The organism is Pseudomonas sp. S2_F03 (assembly GCF_054668335.1).
In genome coordinates this window covers 5,581,627-5,597,853 of sequence record NZ_CP162759.1, presented here as the reverse complement: position 1 = coordinate 5,597,853, position 16,227 = coordinate 5,581,627, and the positions used below count along the sequence as shown (strand labels likewise).

At 61.3% G+C, this 16,227-nt stretch carries 11 protein-coding genes and 2 pseudogenes; 3 read left to right on the top strand and 10 right to left on the bottom strand.

Annotated elements, in window-relative coordinates:
• Positions 1-676 precede the first annotated feature (676 nt).
• The 4 genes from AB4N76_RS26240 to AB4N76_RS26225 all read right to left on the bottom strand — a co-directional run bounded on the left by AB4N76_RS26240 (position 677) and on the right by AB4N76_RS26225 (position 5,684).
• The gene (locus AB4N76_RS26240) at positions 677-1,255 is read right to left on the bottom strand and encodes a hypothetical protein (protein ID WP_046027825.1); all 579 of its coding nucleotides are present in this window, start codon (positions 1,253-1,255) and stop codon (positions 677-679) included.
• 230 nt (positions 1,256-1,485) lie between these two features.
• Entirely contained in the window at positions 1,486-2,553 is a 1,068-nt protein-coding gene (locus tag AB4N76_RS26235) for a lipocalin-like domain-containing protein (protein WP_460163743.1), read from the bottom strand.
• Complete coding sequence (locus AB4N76_RS26230; protein ID WP_460163742.1) at positions 2,543-5,014, bottom strand: ABC transporter permease; 2,472 nt, start codon at positions 5,012-5,014, stop codon at positions 2,543-2,545. The genes AB4N76_RS26235 and AB4N76_RS26230 overlap by 11 nt, the downstream gene beginning before the upstream one ends.
• A 1-nt stretch (position 5,015) precedes the next feature.
• The gene (locus tag AB4N76_RS26225) at positions 5,016-5,684 is read right to left on the bottom strand and encodes an ABC transporter ATP-binding protein (RefSeq protein ID WP_223524485.1); all 669 of its coding nucleotides are present in this window, start codon (positions 5,682-5,684) and stop codon (positions 5,016-5,018) included.
• Between the two features lie 138 nt (positions 5,685-5,822).
• On the opposite strand from AB4N76_RS26225, the pseudogene AB4N76_RS26220 reads away from it, so the two are divergent.
• Positions 5,823-7,797 (top strand): annotated as a pseudogene (locus tag AB4N76_RS26220) (alkyl/aryl-sulfatase).
• Between the two features lie 94 nt (positions 7,798-7,891).
• On the opposite strand, the gene AB4N76_RS26215 reads toward AB4N76_RS26220, so the two are convergent.
• From AB4N76_RS26215 to AB4N76_RS26190, 6 genes are all read right to left on the bottom strand, one after another.
• Positions 7,892-9,277: a DUF1254 domain-containing protein gene (locus AB4N76_RS26215; RefSeq protein ID WP_077430375.1), complete on the bottom strand. Its 1,386-nt coding sequence runs from the start codon at positions 9,275-9,277 to the stop codon at positions 7,892-7,894.
• On the bottom strand, positions 9,274-10,623 hold the full coding sequence (locus AB4N76_RS26210; protein WP_460163741.1) for a DUF1254 domain-containing protein: 1,350 nt from the start codon (positions 10,621-10,623) through the stop codon (positions 9,274-9,276). The genes AB4N76_RS26215 and AB4N76_RS26210 overlap by 4 nt, the downstream gene beginning before the upstream one ends.
• 153 nt (positions 10,624-10,776) lie before the next feature.
• Positions 10,777-12,114 (bottom strand): DUF1329 domain-containing protein, encoded by a 1,338-nt coding sequence (locus AB4N76_RS26205; RefSeq protein WP_460163740.1) that lies wholly within the window; start codon positions 12,112-12,114, stop codon positions 10,777-10,779.
• Between the two features lie 11 nt (positions 12,115-12,125).
• Positions 12,126-13,856: a DUF1302 domain-containing protein gene (locus AB4N76_RS26200; RefSeq protein WP_460163739.1), complete on the bottom strand. Its 1,731-nt coding sequence runs from the start codon at positions 13,854-13,856 to the stop codon at positions 12,126-12,128.
• Between the two features lie 464 nt (positions 13,857-14,320).
• The gene (locus AB4N76_RS26195; protein WP_460164641.1) at positions 14,321-14,488 is read right to left on the bottom strand and encodes a helix-turn-helix domain-containing protein; all 168 of its coding nucleotides are present in this window, start codon (positions 14,486-14,488) and stop codon (positions 14,321-14,323) included.
• Positions 14,460-14,852 (bottom strand): hypothetical protein, encoded by a 393-nt coding sequence (locus AB4N76_RS26190; protein WP_460164676.1) that lies wholly within the window; start codon positions 14,850-14,852, stop codon positions 14,460-14,462. The genes AB4N76_RS26195 and AB4N76_RS26190 overlap by 29 nt, the downstream gene beginning before the upstream one ends.
• Before the next feature lie 470 nt (positions 14,853-15,322).
• Here AB4N76_RS26190 and AB4N76_RS26185 point away from each other — a divergent pair.
• Positions 15,323-15,406, top strand: a pseudogene (locus AB4N76_RS26185) (LysR family transcriptional regulator); the annotation flags it as partial.
• A 15-nt stretch (positions 15,407-15,421) separates the two neighbouring features.
• Positions 15,422-16,204 carry a LysR family transcriptional regulator gene (locus tag AB4N76_RS26180; RefSeq protein WP_460163738.1) on the top strand — a complete coding sequence of 261 codons (783 nt, stop codon included), beginning with the start codon at positions 15,422-15,424 and terminating at the stop codon, positions 16,202-16,204.
• The last annotated feature ends 23 nt before the right edge of the window (positions 16,205-16,227 follow it).

Sequence of the window (16,227 nt, the reverse complement as noted above, 5' to 3'; positions counted from 1 at the left end):
TGTTGGGGGACGCCGGTCGCAAAACGTTAGGCATTGGACTGTTCGATGGCGGATCAGTAGGCATAAATAAACTTACCCCAGACGTTGAGTGGTTATGAACCACGTTACATTTTGAGGCTTTGGTTATAGCAAAGAGGCACACTACAAAAATGTAGGAAATTTCCGAAGGAAATGAGGCCGGGCATATGCAGGCGGGAGCACCGCGTACGGGAATCTGATGGTCATTTGAACCGTGCGCTGGCCCCTTTGACCCATTGGCTCGATACATGCCCGACATCGGCATCAATGCGCCCTCGACGCATTGCACGACACGACGACACCGCAGAGTGACTGCAAAAAAAACGGGCGATCCAGTGATCGCCCGTTTTTTATGTATTCATTGTCAGCACGTCGCATACGCGCTGCCAAAAAGTGTTCGCCCAGTGCAACAGCCTCGGCATTCCATGCACTGGTAAAGAGCCATGACACTGGACGAACGGGGGAAGTTTAATAGAAGCAGGTGAAGATGTCCGCCTCGCGAACATGAAATTTATAAACACAATGTTTAACAACATGTCGGATGAAATACTATTCAGACGAATGAATAAAACTCACCAACCCGTTCATTAAAAACTGATTGTTCTTGTACAAAAAGTTATACAAGAACAATCATTTTTTATAGAGCCAACACTCAATTTTAGTGTGCGCTGGTCACTTTCAGAAGGTCTGTGTAGGTGACAACAACGGTTTGCCCTACTTTCAGGTCCTTGAGTTTCGCTTGAACTTTCGGCTCTACCACTTCAACCGTTTTGGACTGGCCAGCCGGGTTTTCGAAGGTCAATTCATGTTTTGCCAAATCGATTTTGGTGATTTTCAGCTGAACTTGAACCTGACGGTAAGCTTCGCCGGCAGGCATGGAACCGCCCGGTGCCGCGCGGACTTCGCCCGTGCGCTCGGTGGAGCCTGGCAGGCCCTTGTCGACGTCGGTGTCGAGGTATGCCGCGACGGAGCGGGCAACTTCGACTGTGACCTTATCGCCAGCTTTGAGGTTGGCAAGGTTTTTCGCCTTGTCGGTCAGCTGCAGCGTCGTCTCGTTACCTTCTGGCCCTTTAAGGGTGACTTGATGGCTTTTGGCGTCGACCGAGACAACATCAGCGGTGATCGTTGCCGCTTCCACCACGTTAGACAGCGGAATGTCCGCCGCCATGGCGCCAAGGCTGACGGCAGACAGCAAGGTAGCAAGGGTGATGGCTTTGGTCAGTGCGTGGAGTTTCATAGGCGATACATTCCTTGGTAATAAATGACAACAGACCGCTCTGGCTCAGGCGCCGACGCGATCCGTGCCCATGAGCATAGACGCAGTTCAAGGAGTGTTCGAAGTTTCTTCTGCGAGGTATTCACCACCGTCGGTGCTATTGGCGCTTTCCTTGCGCCAGGTCAAGGGAGTGGCACGCAGCGCGTCGTGAACATGCTCGACTTAGCCCGCGATCTACCGAAAGCTGCGACTCAATACCCGGACATTTCCAGATAGCCTTGCCCCGCGTGGCTGCCACTCAGTTGCACCGGCCCTTCCCAATAGGGAATGCGCAAATCCATCCAGGCGTTTGGATTAAGGGCGTTGAGGGTGAGGTCGAGGTGTTTGCCGGGTATTTTGATCGACCAGCGCACAGGCATCGAACGGCCAGCGACGTTGGCGGTGTCTTGCGGTGTGAGGCGGATGTCGTCGGCGTGCAATGGCTGCGTCTGCCCCTGAGCGTCGATCCAGGTGCCAGTGAGGTACGGCGCGCCTTCCTTGTTGCGCATGCGATAAAGCATCACCTGCTCACCGCTGTCCAGGTGCAGCGAGAACCAGTCCCAACCGGTCTGATTGGCGGTCAGCGGCTGGCTGCTCCATTCGCGGTCGAGCCAGGCCGGGCCGCTGACTTGATAGGTGTTGCCATCGATTTCCAGCGTGCCGCTGGCCTGGAAAAACGGTTGGCTGTAGTAGTACGACGCCTGGCCCTGTTCGGATTTCTGGCTGAAGCCTTTGTCGCCCTGAAGCACCGGCGGACGGCTGGACGTCAGGCGAAGTTGATAGCCAAAATCCTTGTCCCGGGCACTGAGTTGAAGATCCGCTAAAGGATCAGAACGTTGACTGCTGAAACGCCAGTCATCAATCCAGGCATCAAAAGGAGCCACGCTCACACCTGCCTGCCCCACACCGCCACGGGCATAGCGTTCGGCAGCATGATGCACCGTCGCCGACGTCACGGCGGCGTGCCCCAGCCAGATTGTCTGATTACCCCACCCCGCCACCTCGGGCGCTGCTTTCAAGGCGCTGCGAAACAGTGTCCATTGCACGCCGAACTCGCGGCCCTGCTCGTCCTTGAGATTGGCGGTGACGTACCACCACTCGATGCGAAAGCCGTCATGTGGCCCATGATCTTCCGGGAAGTTGAACACCCGACCGGGCACCACCGGGGTAAAAGCCGCCGCCTCGCCGCCCATACCCGCGAAGCCTTTTTCATCCGGCGCCGGGTGATCGCAGCCGCTCAACAGAAGCATCAGCAACACCACGCCGAGGTTAATCCTCATGAGCAAAGGTCCTCAGCAGGTCCGCCGGTTGCGTGCGATACAGCGCGTACAGCGGCCACGCTGACGCCAGTAATGTTGCGATCAGGGCCAGCCCCATCAACTGCATCAGTTGCAGCGGAAAAACCCGCAACGGCAGACGCCAACCGAACGCCTGGACGTTGATCACCGCGTCCAGGCACCACGCCAGCGCGATCCCCAGCGGTAACGCCAGCACCAGCGTCAACAGCGCCAGCAACCAGGTTTGCCCGAGGTTGAGCAGCATCAATTGCCGACGCGTCACGCCCAGCGCCCACAACGGCGCCAGTTGCCCGAGACGGCTTTGGCTTTGGGTCAGCAGGCTGATAAACAGCGCCACGCCCGCCACGCAGAGGGTCAGGCTGTTGAGTGCGGCGGTGGCGGCGAAGGTGCGTTCGAACACTTGCGTCGACCAGCCCTTGAGCCGCGCCTGGTCGACGATACGGCTGTCGTCCAGCGCGAACTGTGCCTGTAACGCGGTGATGAACGGGGGGATCGATTCCGGCTCGATACGCAGATTAAAGCGGTTGGGGGCTTGCTCTGGCCAGTCGCGCAGCAGATGGCTGACGTTGACCAGCAGGTGGCCCTTGGGATTGCCGTAATCGGCGTAGATCCCGACGATGCGCGGCGACCACGAACCGTTCGGCGTGGGAATCGTCAGGTGATCGCCGAGCCGCACCTTCAGGCGTCGGGCCAGTTGTTCGCTGAGCATCAGCGTGTCGTCCCTGGCCAGTTGATCCCATGGGTTATCGCCCAAGGCCTCCAGCAACGGCCAGTGCTGGCGATAGGTCGGGTGGTCGATCACGCCAAAAATATCCGCCGGCCAGCCTTGCAACTGGATCGAAACTTGCCAGCTAGGCAGTACCGCCGAGACGTGCGGTTGCTGTTTGAGCCACGTGTGCAGTTCGCGAGACTGCGCCGGATTTTGCGGATTGATGTACAACTCGGCCGTCAGGCGTTGTTCGAGCCAGTTGCTGAAGGTCTGGCGAAAACCGGCGGTCATGCTGCCGGCGCCGATATTCGCCGCGAGTGCCAACAGCAGCGCCATCAACGCCAGACTCAGGGCCGGTAATTGCTGCCGGCAATCGGCGATAAACCATTGGCCAAGCACTGAATGACTGCGCGGCAATACCAGGTTGAGCGCGGCATTGAGCACCACCGGCAGCGCCAGCGCGGCGCCGAGCAACAGCGCCGCCATCAGTACAAAGCCACTGGCCAGGCTGTCGCCCCAGATCAAGGCGCTGAGCGCAATCACGGCCGCCATCGCTGCCACCCAGCCCTGGCGCCGCAACCAACGCGCATGAGCCTGATGCCAGGCTTGAGGATCGGCCAGCGCCAGCAGTGGCAAACGCGCCGCTCGCAGCAGACTGTTCGCGCCGGCCAGCAACGCACCGAGCACACTCAGGCCGACTCCGCTGAGCCACCACCACGGGCTGAGGCTCAACTGCCCCGCCACTTCGGCGCCGTACAAACCGCGCAGGCTGGCGGCGACGTCCGGTAACAGCACACTGGCCAACAGGTAGCCGCTGACCACACCGGCGAGGCCGCCGATCAGCGCCAGAGCGCCGAGCTCAACCACCAGGCACGCGATGAGCATTCGGGCACTGACGCCACAGGCACGCAAGGTCCTGAGCAGTCCCCGGCGTTGTTCCAGCGCCAGGCCGATGGCCGCGTGAACAATGAACAAACCGACCACGAATGACAGAAACCCCAGCGCATCAAGGTTCAGGTGAAAGCTTTCGGTCAAGCGCGCGAGATTGTTCTCCTCGCCACGGGTCTTGAGCTGGAGTTGGCCCTTGAATGCCTCAGGTATCGAGGCGCTGAACCCCTTGGGCAACAACAGTCGTGACAGTTGATCCGGCAGACCCAGAATCTGCTGAGCGAAGCCAATATCGACCAGCAAAACACCGGGCGCCATGTCGGTTTCAACGCGCAGCGGCGGCAATGCCACGCCATTCGCGTTCATCGGCCGTTCGCCTTCGTGCAGCCCCAACACCTGCAAGGTCTGCGGTGAGATCCAGGTACTGCCCGGCGCACCGAAAAACTCGACAATCTGCTCAATCGGTAACGCTTGCCCCGCCACCGATGACCCGGGGGGCAGCGACACCGGCTCGATGCCCATCAGTTGCAAGCGCTGGTCTTCATGGCCCTTGAGCGTCACTCGGCCTTGCAGCACCGGCGACACCGGCCAGCCTGAACGGCGCAGTTCGACAAACAGCCCTTGAGAAAACGTTCCACCATCGGGCCCGCTGAGGCTGGCCTGTGGTTCGCCGCCGATCAACTGACTGGCGCGGGCATAGCTTTCCCGCGCCTGGCTGTTCAACGCCTGTACGCCCGTGAGCAAACCGGTGGCCAGCCAGAGCCCGGTCAGTACGCTGAAAAATTGCACCGGATGCTGCCGCCAATGGCTGAGCAGTGCCCGTAGCGTCTCGCGAAAAACCCGCACCTCAGCGTTCGTCCGTGCCAGCCAGACGACCACCGTGCAACACCACCTTTTCCGCGAGCCGCGCAGCCACCCGTGGGCTGTGCGTGACCATTAACAACGTGGTGGGTGTGTCGTCGAGCAATTCCAGCAGCAACTTCAGCACCTCGTCACTGGTGGCTTCATCGAGGCTGCCAGTGGGTTCGTCGGCCAGCAGCAATGCGGGTTTCGACGCCAACGCGCGCCCCAGGGCGACACGCTGCTGTTGCCCGCCGGACAGTTGCTCGGGATAGCGGCGCAACAAATCGTTCAAGCCCAAGCGCTGCACCAGATGCGCCTGCCAGCGCGGGTCGTGCCGCCCCGCCAGCCGCGCCTGAAACGCCAGGTTGTCTTCGACGCGCAAGCTGCCGATCAGGTTGAACTGCTGGAACACAAGGCCGATTTCAGTGCGCCGCCAGTTGGCCAGTTGGCCTTCACTCATCTGCTCCAGACGATGTTCACCGCTGCGGATGCTGCCCTGATCGACCTTGTCCAGGCCGGCAATCAAGTGCAGCAAGGTGCTTTTGCCGCTGCCCGATTCACCCATCAGCGCCAGGCTGCCGCCGGGTTTGAGGGTCAGGTCGACGCCTTGCAACACCGGCAACGGACCTTGTGGGGTGGCGTAGCTTTTGTAGACGCCTTGGACCTGAAGCATGGGCGAACCTGTTTGATCAACGTGAAGCAAGGATAGCGGCCCTGCATGTTTTTTGTCCGGTGCCGATTGCTGCCCTTCCCGCCTGCCCACTTACCCTCGGAGGCTGGTCTGACCATAACCATAAAAAACGGAGACACCATGCCTCGTTTCACTTTAAGCCCTCGTGGCCTGTTGGCCTGCCTGATTACTGCTTGCCTGGCGCAATCGGTGGCCGCCGCCGATGAACCGGTCGCCGCCAGCGCACAAACCGCGGCCAACAATGCGGCGGTCCTGCAACAACTGCCCTTTAGCGACCGCACCGATTACGAGTCGGTCAGCAAGGGCTTGATCGCACCTTTCAAGGGCCAGATCAAGGAGGCGGCCGGCAAGGTCATCTGGGATGTACAAGCCTATGACTTCCTGGCCAAGGACAAAAACCCGGACTCGATCAACCCCAGCCTCTGGCGCCTGGCGCAACTCAGTGCCCATGCCGGGCTGTTCGAAGTCAGCCCAAGGTTGTATCAGGTGCGCGGCCTCGACCTGGCCAACATGACCATCATCGAAGGTGACGACGGGCTGATCATCATCGACCCGCTGACCGTCACCGAAACCGCGAAAGCGGCGCTGGAGCTGTACTACCAGAACCGCCCACGCAAACCGGTGGTGGCAGTGATTTATAGCCACACCCACGTCGACCACTTCGGTGGTGTGCGCGGCGTGGTCGATGAGGCCGACGTCAAGGCAGGCAAGGTCAAGGTGTTCGCCCCCGTCGGGTTCATGGAACACGTGATGAGCGAAAACGTGTTCGCCGGCAACGCGATGAGCCGTCGTGCGCAGTATCAGTTCGGCAGCCTGTTGCCCCGTGGCGAGCGTGGCCAGGTCGACGCGGGCCTGGGCAAAAAGCTCGCCGAGCGGCGGCACGGTCACCCTGATCCCGCCCACCGACTTGATCGAAAAAGAGCTGGAGACCCGCACCATTGCGGGCCTGGATGTGGAATTCCAGCTGACCCCGGGCACCGAGGCGCCGGCGGAAATGAACCTGTACCTGCCGCAACTGCGGGCCTTGTGCATGGCGGAAAACGCCACGCAGATGATGCACAACATCCTCACCCCGCGTGGCGCACAAGTGCGTGACGCCAAGGCCTGGGCGCAATACCTGGACAGCAGCCTGGCGCGCTACGGTGACAAGAGCGACGTGTTATTCGCCCAGCACAACTGGCCGACCTGGGGCGGCGAGCGGATCCGCACGTTCCTGGCCGATCAGCGTGACATGTATGCCTTCCTCAACGACCGCACCCTGCATCTGTTGAACCAGGGGCTGACACCGCTGGAAGTCGCCGACGCCATCAAGAAATTGCCGGGCACTCTGGACCAGAAGTGGTACACCCGGGGTTACTACGGCTCGTTGAGTTTCAACGTGCGGGCGGTGTATCAACGCTACCTGGGTTTCTACGACGGTAACCCGGCCAATCTCAATCCGTTGCCGCCGGTGGAAACCGCCAAACGCAGTGTCGAGGCCATGGGTGGCCAAGCGGCGGTGCTGGAGAAAATGCACGCGTCGATGGCCAAGGGTGATTACCGCTGGGCCGCGCAATTGGGCAACCAGTTGCTGTTCGCCGACCCGGAGAACCCGGACGCCCGCAAGGCTCAGGCCGAGACACTGGAACAGATGGGTTATCAAAGCGAAAACGCCACGTGGCGCAACATGTACCTGACCGGCGCCATGGAACTGCGCAACGGTGTACCAGCGCACGCCGGTAGCTCGGTGTCGGGGGACATGGTGCGAGCGATGAGCCCTGAAATGTTCTTCGATTTCCTGGCCATTCGCCTCGACAGCGACAAAGCCGTGGGCCACGACATGACCCTGAACTGGACGCTCGAAGACCAGAACAAGGACTTCACCCTGACCCTGCGCAATGGCGTACTGACCCACCGCGCCGGGCTCAACCCTCAGGCCGATGCCGGTGTGAGCATGAGCAAGGCAACACTGGAGCAGATCAGCCTCAAGCAACTGGACTTCCCGACGGCGATTCAGAAGGGGTTGATCAAGTTACAGGGGAACGGGAAGAAGATTGCGCAATTGATGGGCAGCCTGGATAGCTTCAGTCCGCAGTTCAATATCGTGACGCCTTAAACCGCGGCGCGCCCTTCGCGGGCAAGCCCGCTCCCACAGTGGAATACATTTCAACCTGTGGGAGCGGGCTTGCCCGCGATGGCGGTCTATCGGTTTACACAGGAACCACTTCAACCGCCGGCATCTTCCATCGCTGTTCGATCACCTGCTGTTGCGGCCCGTATAGCCGCAGCACCAGCGTAAACGCCCCACTCGCCGGCGTCGGCAGCCAGTTGCTCTGGACTTGTGGTGCAGAAGGCTGCATCAGCAGCGTCAACCCGCCGTCCGCATCCGCCAGCAACGAATCGCGGCTGCTCAGGCAGTAACGATCAATCGAGTTGGCGACCAATTGCCGGTCCGGCAGGTCATACAAGGTCAACGACCAGAACTCGCTGGCCGGCGGCAATTGCCCCGGCGCAAAACGCAGTCGATATTGACGCCCGCCCTGTAAGGGTTGCCCCTGATTGTCCTGACGACTGCCGGTGTAGAACGCCTCTTCGACACTGTTGCCGTAGATGCCGACGTGCGCCGCGACCGCGCGGTTGAGGTAATTACCGTGCAGCGCTTCGCGGGTGCCAAACAGGCCCAGCGTAGTGCGCACCTGGCTCACCGCGGTTTGCAGTTGCGCCTGGGCATTGGCGATTCCGGCGATTAACGCCTGACGGGTTTCCACCGATACCCCATCAACATCGAACGCCTGGCCCGGCACGATGCCGATGCGGGCGAAACGGGCACGTAATGCCCGCTCGGGCGGTTGAGTCGGGCACAGCGTGAGGATCTGATTCAACACGGCAATGAAAGAGGGCCCCAATCCGCTTTTACTGTCCCACGCCGGCCAGTCAATTGCGGGCGCCGCGATCGGTGCAGCGCTGGCGGTGTATTCATGCAGGGCACGCAAACGGTATTGCTGCTGCAACGCGCGCACGGCCGGCAAGTCTTCGGCGTTTTTCAGGCCGGTGCGCCCCAGCACCATGACGATCTCGGTCTCGCTGCGCAGCACGGCTTTGATTCCGGGTGGCGTCGGCCCTTGCCAGTCAGGCCCGGCGATCAGGTAATCCCCCGCCTCGCGACCGGTGCTGAGCACGCCGACGTAAGCAAAATTGTGCGTGTATTGGTCCACCAACTGGTGCACGTAATAGCGATCCTTATCGACCGCCGGCACACTCAGCACCTGCGGTTCGCTGCGCAAATCGAGCCAGGCCCAGGAGTACGGCGTGTCGTTGTTCGGGGTGACAATTTCGCGGTTCTTCGGGGTGTACAACTCGCTGTAGTGACGGAAGCGATTGAAGCCGCCGACGTATTCCGGCGCGGCGGGATTGAGCAGCTGTTTTTCCAGGGTCTGGTAATGCATAAGCATCGGGTAGGCGTAGATCCACGCCTCCTGCGCGATGGCTCGAAGGTCATCGGATTCTGCGGCCAACAACCAGCGTGGAAACACCAGACTGCCGCCCAGCACACCCATGCTGCCCAGCATGCGGCGGCGACTGAACATCATATTCATGGCTCAACCCTCGCAATCGTCGGCAGCTGATAACTGCCATCCAGCGCACCGGCCTTGGGCAGGTACAAACGCAACAACACATTGAACGGCCCCTCGGGGGTCGGCAGCCAGTTGCCCTGCTGTGCGGCGGTCGGCGCATCGGGTTGCAGCATCAAGGTCAAGCCACCGTCGGCGTCATAGTGCAAATCAGGGCTGCGATCACCCAGGGCGTAACGCTGGATCGAATTGGCGGCGAGCAACTGGGTCTTGCCGTCGTACAGGGTCAACGACCAGAAGGCATTCACGGGCGGCAATTGCCCGGCGGGGAAATGCAGGCGATAGGTTTTGCTGCCATCCAGCGTCTGACCCTGGGCATCGTGCAAGGCCATCGGGTAGACCGCTTCCACCGGATCATTGGCGTAGATATAGCGCCAGGCAACCGCCGCACGGGTCAGGTCGTCGTCGCCAAACTTGCCGACATTGGTCGGTGAGCGAAACCAGCCTTGTTGCTCCACCGACACCTGGCTCGACGCCGCCCGGACTTGCTCGCGCCCGGCCTCGGCACCCTGGGCAATCGCTTCGCTCAGCGCTGCCGGCGGTTCGAACGCGGCACCCGGCTTCACCCCAATGGCCGCGAAGCGTTCAAGTTTCGAACGCTCGGTTGGCGTCCATTCATGCAGCGGCGCCAAGGTATTGAAGGTGGCGAACAATGCCTGGGCCGGGCCTTGTTTGGTGTCTTGATAGGCGGGCAATCGCAACGGAGCCAACGCTGCCGGTGCTACCCCGCCGGTCACCTTGGACAACGGCGCCAAGGCGTAGCCCGTCAGCACGTTCGCTGCGTCTTGCAGGTCCGCCTCACCCTTGACCTCGGTGCGCCCGAGCAGGAACACCAGGCGACTCGGCGAGCGAATCACACCCCTGAAACCGCTCGGTGTTTCACCGTGCCAATCCGGCCCGGCAATCAGGTAACGCCCGGCTGTGTTGCCGGTGGCGCGGGTGCCGATGTAATCGAGGTTGTCGGTGCGCATGTCGACCATCTGGAAACTGTAGTAGCGCCCTTCCACGGCCGGAACGTCCAGCACCATGGGCTCGCCACGCAGGTCGAGCACAGCGCGTGAATAGAACGTGTCGTTGTTGGGCGACACCACTTTGTTGTCTTGCGGGCCGAGCAATCGCGGCTCGCTGTAGAGCCGGTTGAATGGCAATTTGGCGGCGATGGCGCTGAGCACTTTGTCATGTTCGACGGTGGCGTAGGCGAAGACGTAAGCCTCTTGCGCCAGCGCCTTCGCCTGCGGCTGATCGAGGGTTGTCGCATGAGCGCTGCCCAGGCTTGCGCCCAGGGCCAGAGCGGATATCCAGTAGCGCACGGTTGATCTCCTGGTGGATGCAAACACTGAAATCCTGTGGGAGCGGGCTTGCCCGCGATGGCGGAGTGTCAGTCAACATAGCTGCTGAATCTGAAGGCCTCATCGTGGGCAAGCCCACTCCCACAAGGACTTGCGGTGTGTGTGAGATACGATTTACTTGGCCCAGCGCCGCAGGTCCGACGGTGTGTAGTCATCGGTCTTGGCCGCGAAGCCGACGCGCATTGGTTCAGTCTCTTCGTTGGCCAGACCACCGGCGTAGTAGCGCCCGGAGATCAGGTCGTAGGACGTTTCCAGCACGTTGTAGGTAAAGCCGTGGTCGTACTGCTGAATCGCGTGCAGCTCGCCGCTGCGCCACAGTTCGCCGCGACTGTCGTACTGGTCCGACTGAGCGATCTGCCAGCTGTCTTCGTCGACATAGAATCTTCGCTTGGCATAGATGTGCCGGGCACTGGGCTTGAGCGTGGCTTCCACCACCCACACCCGGTGTTTCTCGTAACGCGCCAGGTCCTGGTTGACGTGGTTGGGCTTGATCACTTCGTCGTACTTGAGGCTGTGGCTGCCGATTTTGTAGCTGTTGTACGGGATGAACAGCTCTTGTTTGCCGATCAGCTTCCAGTCAAAACGATCCGGCGCACCGTTGTAGCCGTCGATATTGTCGGCGGTGATCAGGCCGTTGCTGTAACGGGCGCTGTTGTCATAGGCGATCATCGGCGCACGGCGAACCCGGCGTTGACCCGGCAGGTATTGCCACGCGGAACGTGGCTCGGCCACCTGGTCGACCGGCTCGTGCACCAGCACCGCTTCGCCGGACAGACGCGCCGGCTCCAGCACCCGGCTCTTGAACATGAACAGGATGTTGGCGCCCGACTCCAACCCGCCGACGGTGTCGGCGAAGTTGATCAGCGACTGGTTGCGCACGTAACTGGTGGCGCCGTTTTCACGCACCAGCGCCGAGCTGCTGATGCGCTCGTAACTGCCGCCGCGATAACGGGTCATGTGGTTCCACATCACCTCCAGGCCTTCGGTAGGCAGCGGAAACGGAATGCCGTGCACATAGCCATGCAAGCCATTGCCGCCATCGGCCATGCTGGTTGTGGCGACGTTGTCGCGGCTCTGCGCCAACACCTCCTTGGGCAGGTTGGCGCTGCGATGACTCGGGTAGATGTTCATTTTGTAGCTGTCGGGAAAACGCTTGAACATCGCGATCTGCCCCGGGCTGAGAAACTTCTGATACTGCGCGACGTTTTTCGCGTCGATGGTGAACAACGGCTTCTCCGACGCATACGGATCGCTGTAGCCGCCCTTGCTGTCGACACTGCCGGCGTTGCTCGCCAGGCCGCCGGTCCAGGCCGGAATACTGCCGTCGGCATTGCCAGCCATTTCCGACCCCATGGGGGTCAGGGTTTTGCCCAGCGCGGCGGAATCAGTGCCTTTGGCCTGAGCCAGGCCGACGGTGCAGGCCAGCGCCAGCACGCACAATTGCATACGCATAACGGTTCTCCTTAGAAGTCTGCCTTGAAGCTGACGGATGCGAAATCGCGGTCGTCGAGGGTGCTGTAATCGTTGGAACCAAAGAAGGCGTTGTAGGCCAGTTCGACGCTGTAATCGTTCATGTAGACGCCGGTCAGGCTCACGCCCAACGCTTGCTGGCCTTCCTGGAACGGCCCTTGCGGATCGTAGGAATAACCGGAGATGTCTTGTCGCCAGTTGACCGCCGGAATCAGGTTGACGCCGGGCAGCACGTCGCTGTATTCGAGGCTGGCGCGCAGGCGATAACCCCACGACCACTCGGTGGCAAACCCTTTGTCGGTGCAGTACTGGTTGGTGACGCCCGAAGCCACGGTGTTGCACAGCGTGCCGTTGCGCGGCGCACTGCGGCCAAACGCAGAGTTGCGGCCCAGACGTTCGTCACCCAGGTCGTCGATGTGCACCACACCAGCCTCACCGAACAGGCTCAGGCGCGTAGCGCCCAGCACGTTGTCGATGGCCTGGGTGGCCGAGCCGGTCATCTGCCAGACGCCTTTGCGCACCCAACCGTCGTAGCGACTGCCATTGGTCGTGCTGAAGCCCGGTGGCAGGTCAACCCACGAACTGCCGCCCGGTCCGGAGATCACCGCAACGTTGATGTCCGGTGCGTTGATCGCCAGTGGCATGTTCGGCCGATAGCTCAATTCACCGGCCAGGGAAATACCGGTGTAGGGCTCGACGCCGTTGAGGCTGATGCCGTACAGGTGAATGTTTTCCGGAAACGCCGCCGCATAACTCGGCGCCTGGACACCGCCGGGGAACGTGCCGGGCAGGCTGGTGTTCTTCGCATTGAGGGTGAAATACGGCAGGCGCGAGTGATAGTTGATGTAGTAGATCGCCGCTTCGGCATCGTTCAGCGAATGGATGATGTTGCGCAAGGCGAAGCCGAACTGACCGTTGTCGGACGGTGATTCATTACCTCGGGCTGTGGCGTACAACCCCGCGGCCTGCATTTGTTGATCGGTCTGCACCTGACTCAAATACAACGGCCCGCAACCAGGCTGGATGGCATCGCTGCTGGCGAAGAACGTGCCGCAACCGTCGAGGGTACGCTGGGCCGCCAGTTGTACTGGTAGAAACCTTCGAGGTTGAGGCTGTCCGTCAGGCCGAAGCTGAAGCGAGACCATCTCCACCGGTAACTGGCCTTCCTTGATTTCCACACCGGGGCGGTTGAACGCCGAGATGTCCAGTGGGTTAATCACGTTGATGCCGTTCTGGATCAGCAACGCCTCGCCCCACGACAACACCTGGTTGCCAACCTTGACGTTCAACGGGTGGTCGGCCACCTGGAAATCTTTCCAGACGTAGGCGTCGAGTGTCTTGAAACCCTGGAACTTCGACAGGTCATCCCAGCCCGAATCGTCGAAATCCTTGAAGCGGCCATTGCCGGTTTCGTAGGCGTGGTCGTACCAGTACTTGAAGCGAACGAACGCCCCCTGGCCCCGGCCATCGAGACTGAAATCGGTGAGGCCCTTGAATATCTGCGAGATGGGGTCGCCCTTCTCGAAGTTCAGCCGGTTGTCGCTCGGCGCTGACGCTGGTGCCGTTGGCGCGCACGCCTTGGGCTTGCGCGCGTTGGCGCGGGTCATCAGGCTTTTGTCGGGGTTTTGTGTCGACCAACTGCTGCCCAGGGTCAGGGTGGTTTTGGTCGACAGGCTCCAGTCCTCGTTGATCTCGTAACTGGTGGCCTGGGCCGGCCCGGTCAAGACAGCGAGGATCGCCAGCGCAAGCGGTTGCGGGCGGGTGTGGCCAAGCCTGTGAAGTCGCGGTCGGACTCCCGGCTGTGGCCGAGCTTTTTCTTATCATTATTAGGCTCCGGTCAGATTTACTCAGCCCGGACACGGTGCCCAACAATCAGTGCCGACACGCAAGCGATGGCCGACAAAAGTAATCATCACCGCCACTTCGACCTGTAGCAGCTGTCGAGCTCCGGCGAGGCTGCGTCCGGCTCTGTAGCAGCTGTCGAGCTCCAGCGAGGCTGCGTCCGGCTCTGTAGCAGCTGTCGAGCTCCAGCGAGGCTGCGTCCGGCTCTGTAGCAGCTGACGAGCTCCAGCGAGGCTGCGTCCGGCTGCGAAGCGGTCGTGAATCCGGCACGCGCGGTCTTACTGAAACACCACGCCGCCTGATCTCACGACTGCTTCGCAGCCGGACGCAGCCTCGCTGGAGCTCGTCAGCCGCCACAGACCTGTGTGGTTACAAGGAGAGGCGAAACTGCTTGGGGGTGATGCCGAACTGTTTGCCGAAAGGCCCGGATGAAGTTGCTCGGCTGACGGTAACCGAGGCGTTCGGCAATTCGTTCGATGGGTTGATCACCGGCCGTCAGCCAATGCCGCGCCATGTCCAGGCTGTCGCTGCGGGTGGTGTGCGCGGCGGCGGTTTGCCAGTGCCTGAGCATGCTTTGATGCAAGAACGGATTGGCCCCCAGCAGCGGTTCGTCGAGGCTGGCCAAGGGCAATCGTCAGGCACAGGTGCGGCCCCTCGTGCACGTCGATGCCGACGCTGCGTAACCACTGCCCCGCGGCCTGTTGCGGCGTGAGGCAGACCTCGACAAACACCTCGCCCGGCGCCCGTCCGACCCGTCGGGCGATGTTGCGCACCAGGGTCAACGCCGCGGCATCCAGACCGAAAAAATGCGGCTGCTGGTCCGTCGCGCGCAAGTGCAATCGGGCCTGCCCGTGCGCCTCTTCCAGTTCGGCCATCACGTAGTTGGTGACACGTCGGCAGGAACTCGGTGAAACAGACCAGGCTGGCGCGCAGGGTCGTGGCGGAGTCCAGCAAAATGTTCAGCCCTTGCAGGCAATTGGTCGCCATCCCGTTGACCAGTTCACAGCCAAACGTCGCGCCCGCGCCCAGACGTTCACATTCACTCCAAAGCTTTTCGACGAGGTGCGCGGGAACCGGCAGCCCTTGCCCATCGTGGCACGACAAGTTGATGCCGGCCCGTTGCAGCAATTGCTCCCGGCACAAACCGGACTGTTGGGCGTGGCTGAGAATGGTGCGGGTAAAGGCGCTGGAAACGAACGGTTGATCAGGCATGGCAGGCTACGACGAGTAAACAGGGTTGTAGTTGTGCCAGTGGTCATGGTATCGATCCAATGCATTAAAGTATTCCAGGAATGCAGGAGACGCATGATGGACCTACGCCAGCTTCGCCACCTCGTGGCGCTCGCCGATTACCGTAATTGGCCGCGCCGCCGAGGCGATCAATCTCAGCCAACCGGCCTTCAGTCGCAGCATCCAGACCCTGGAGCGGGACCTCGGCTGTGCCCTGGTGGAACGCAGCAGCCGCGAGTTCCGCCTGACCGGCCAGGGCGAACTGGTGTTGCAACACGCCAGGCGCTTGCTCACCGGCAGCCAGGCGCTGCACAACGAGCTGACTCAATACAACGGCCTGACGGGCGGCGAACTGCACTTCGGCTGCGGTCCTTACCCGGCGCAACTGTTGGTGCCCGAGGCGCTGGCGCAGTTCATTCAAGCGCACCTGGCGATTCGCACCAGCTTTCACCTGGGCGACTGGGAGCAACTGGCGCTGTGGCTGCGTGAACAGCAGATCGAATTTCTGGTGGCCGATTCGCGTTACTTCACCGGTGATCCGCAGTATCAGGTGCAACTGTTGCGGCCCCGTCGCGGGCGATTTTTTTGCCGCGTCGGCCACCCCTTGGCGACGGGTGAACGCCTGCCCCTTCGCGCCCTGCTCGACTACGCCGTGGTCGGCACCCGGATTCCGCCGATGATTCGCAAGATCCTCGCCGATGTGCAGGGCGAGCCGGACTTCAACCCCAGCGTCGAATGCGCGCAATTCGATGCGATTCGCCGGGTGGTCATGCACTCCGACGCCGTCGGCATCGCGACCATGGAAGCCCTCGATGAACTGGCCAGCCAGGGGCATATCCACTTGCTGACTTTTACCGACATCCCCAGAGATGACCCGGCCCTGCAATTGCACTACGGCATCGTCAGCCGCCCCGGTCATTCCTTGACGCCGGCAGCGCTGGCGATGGTGGAAGCGATCCTGGCGGTGGACCAGCGATTGCTCGCGGTGGATCAGGTCTAACACCGCAAAACCTATAGGAGCCG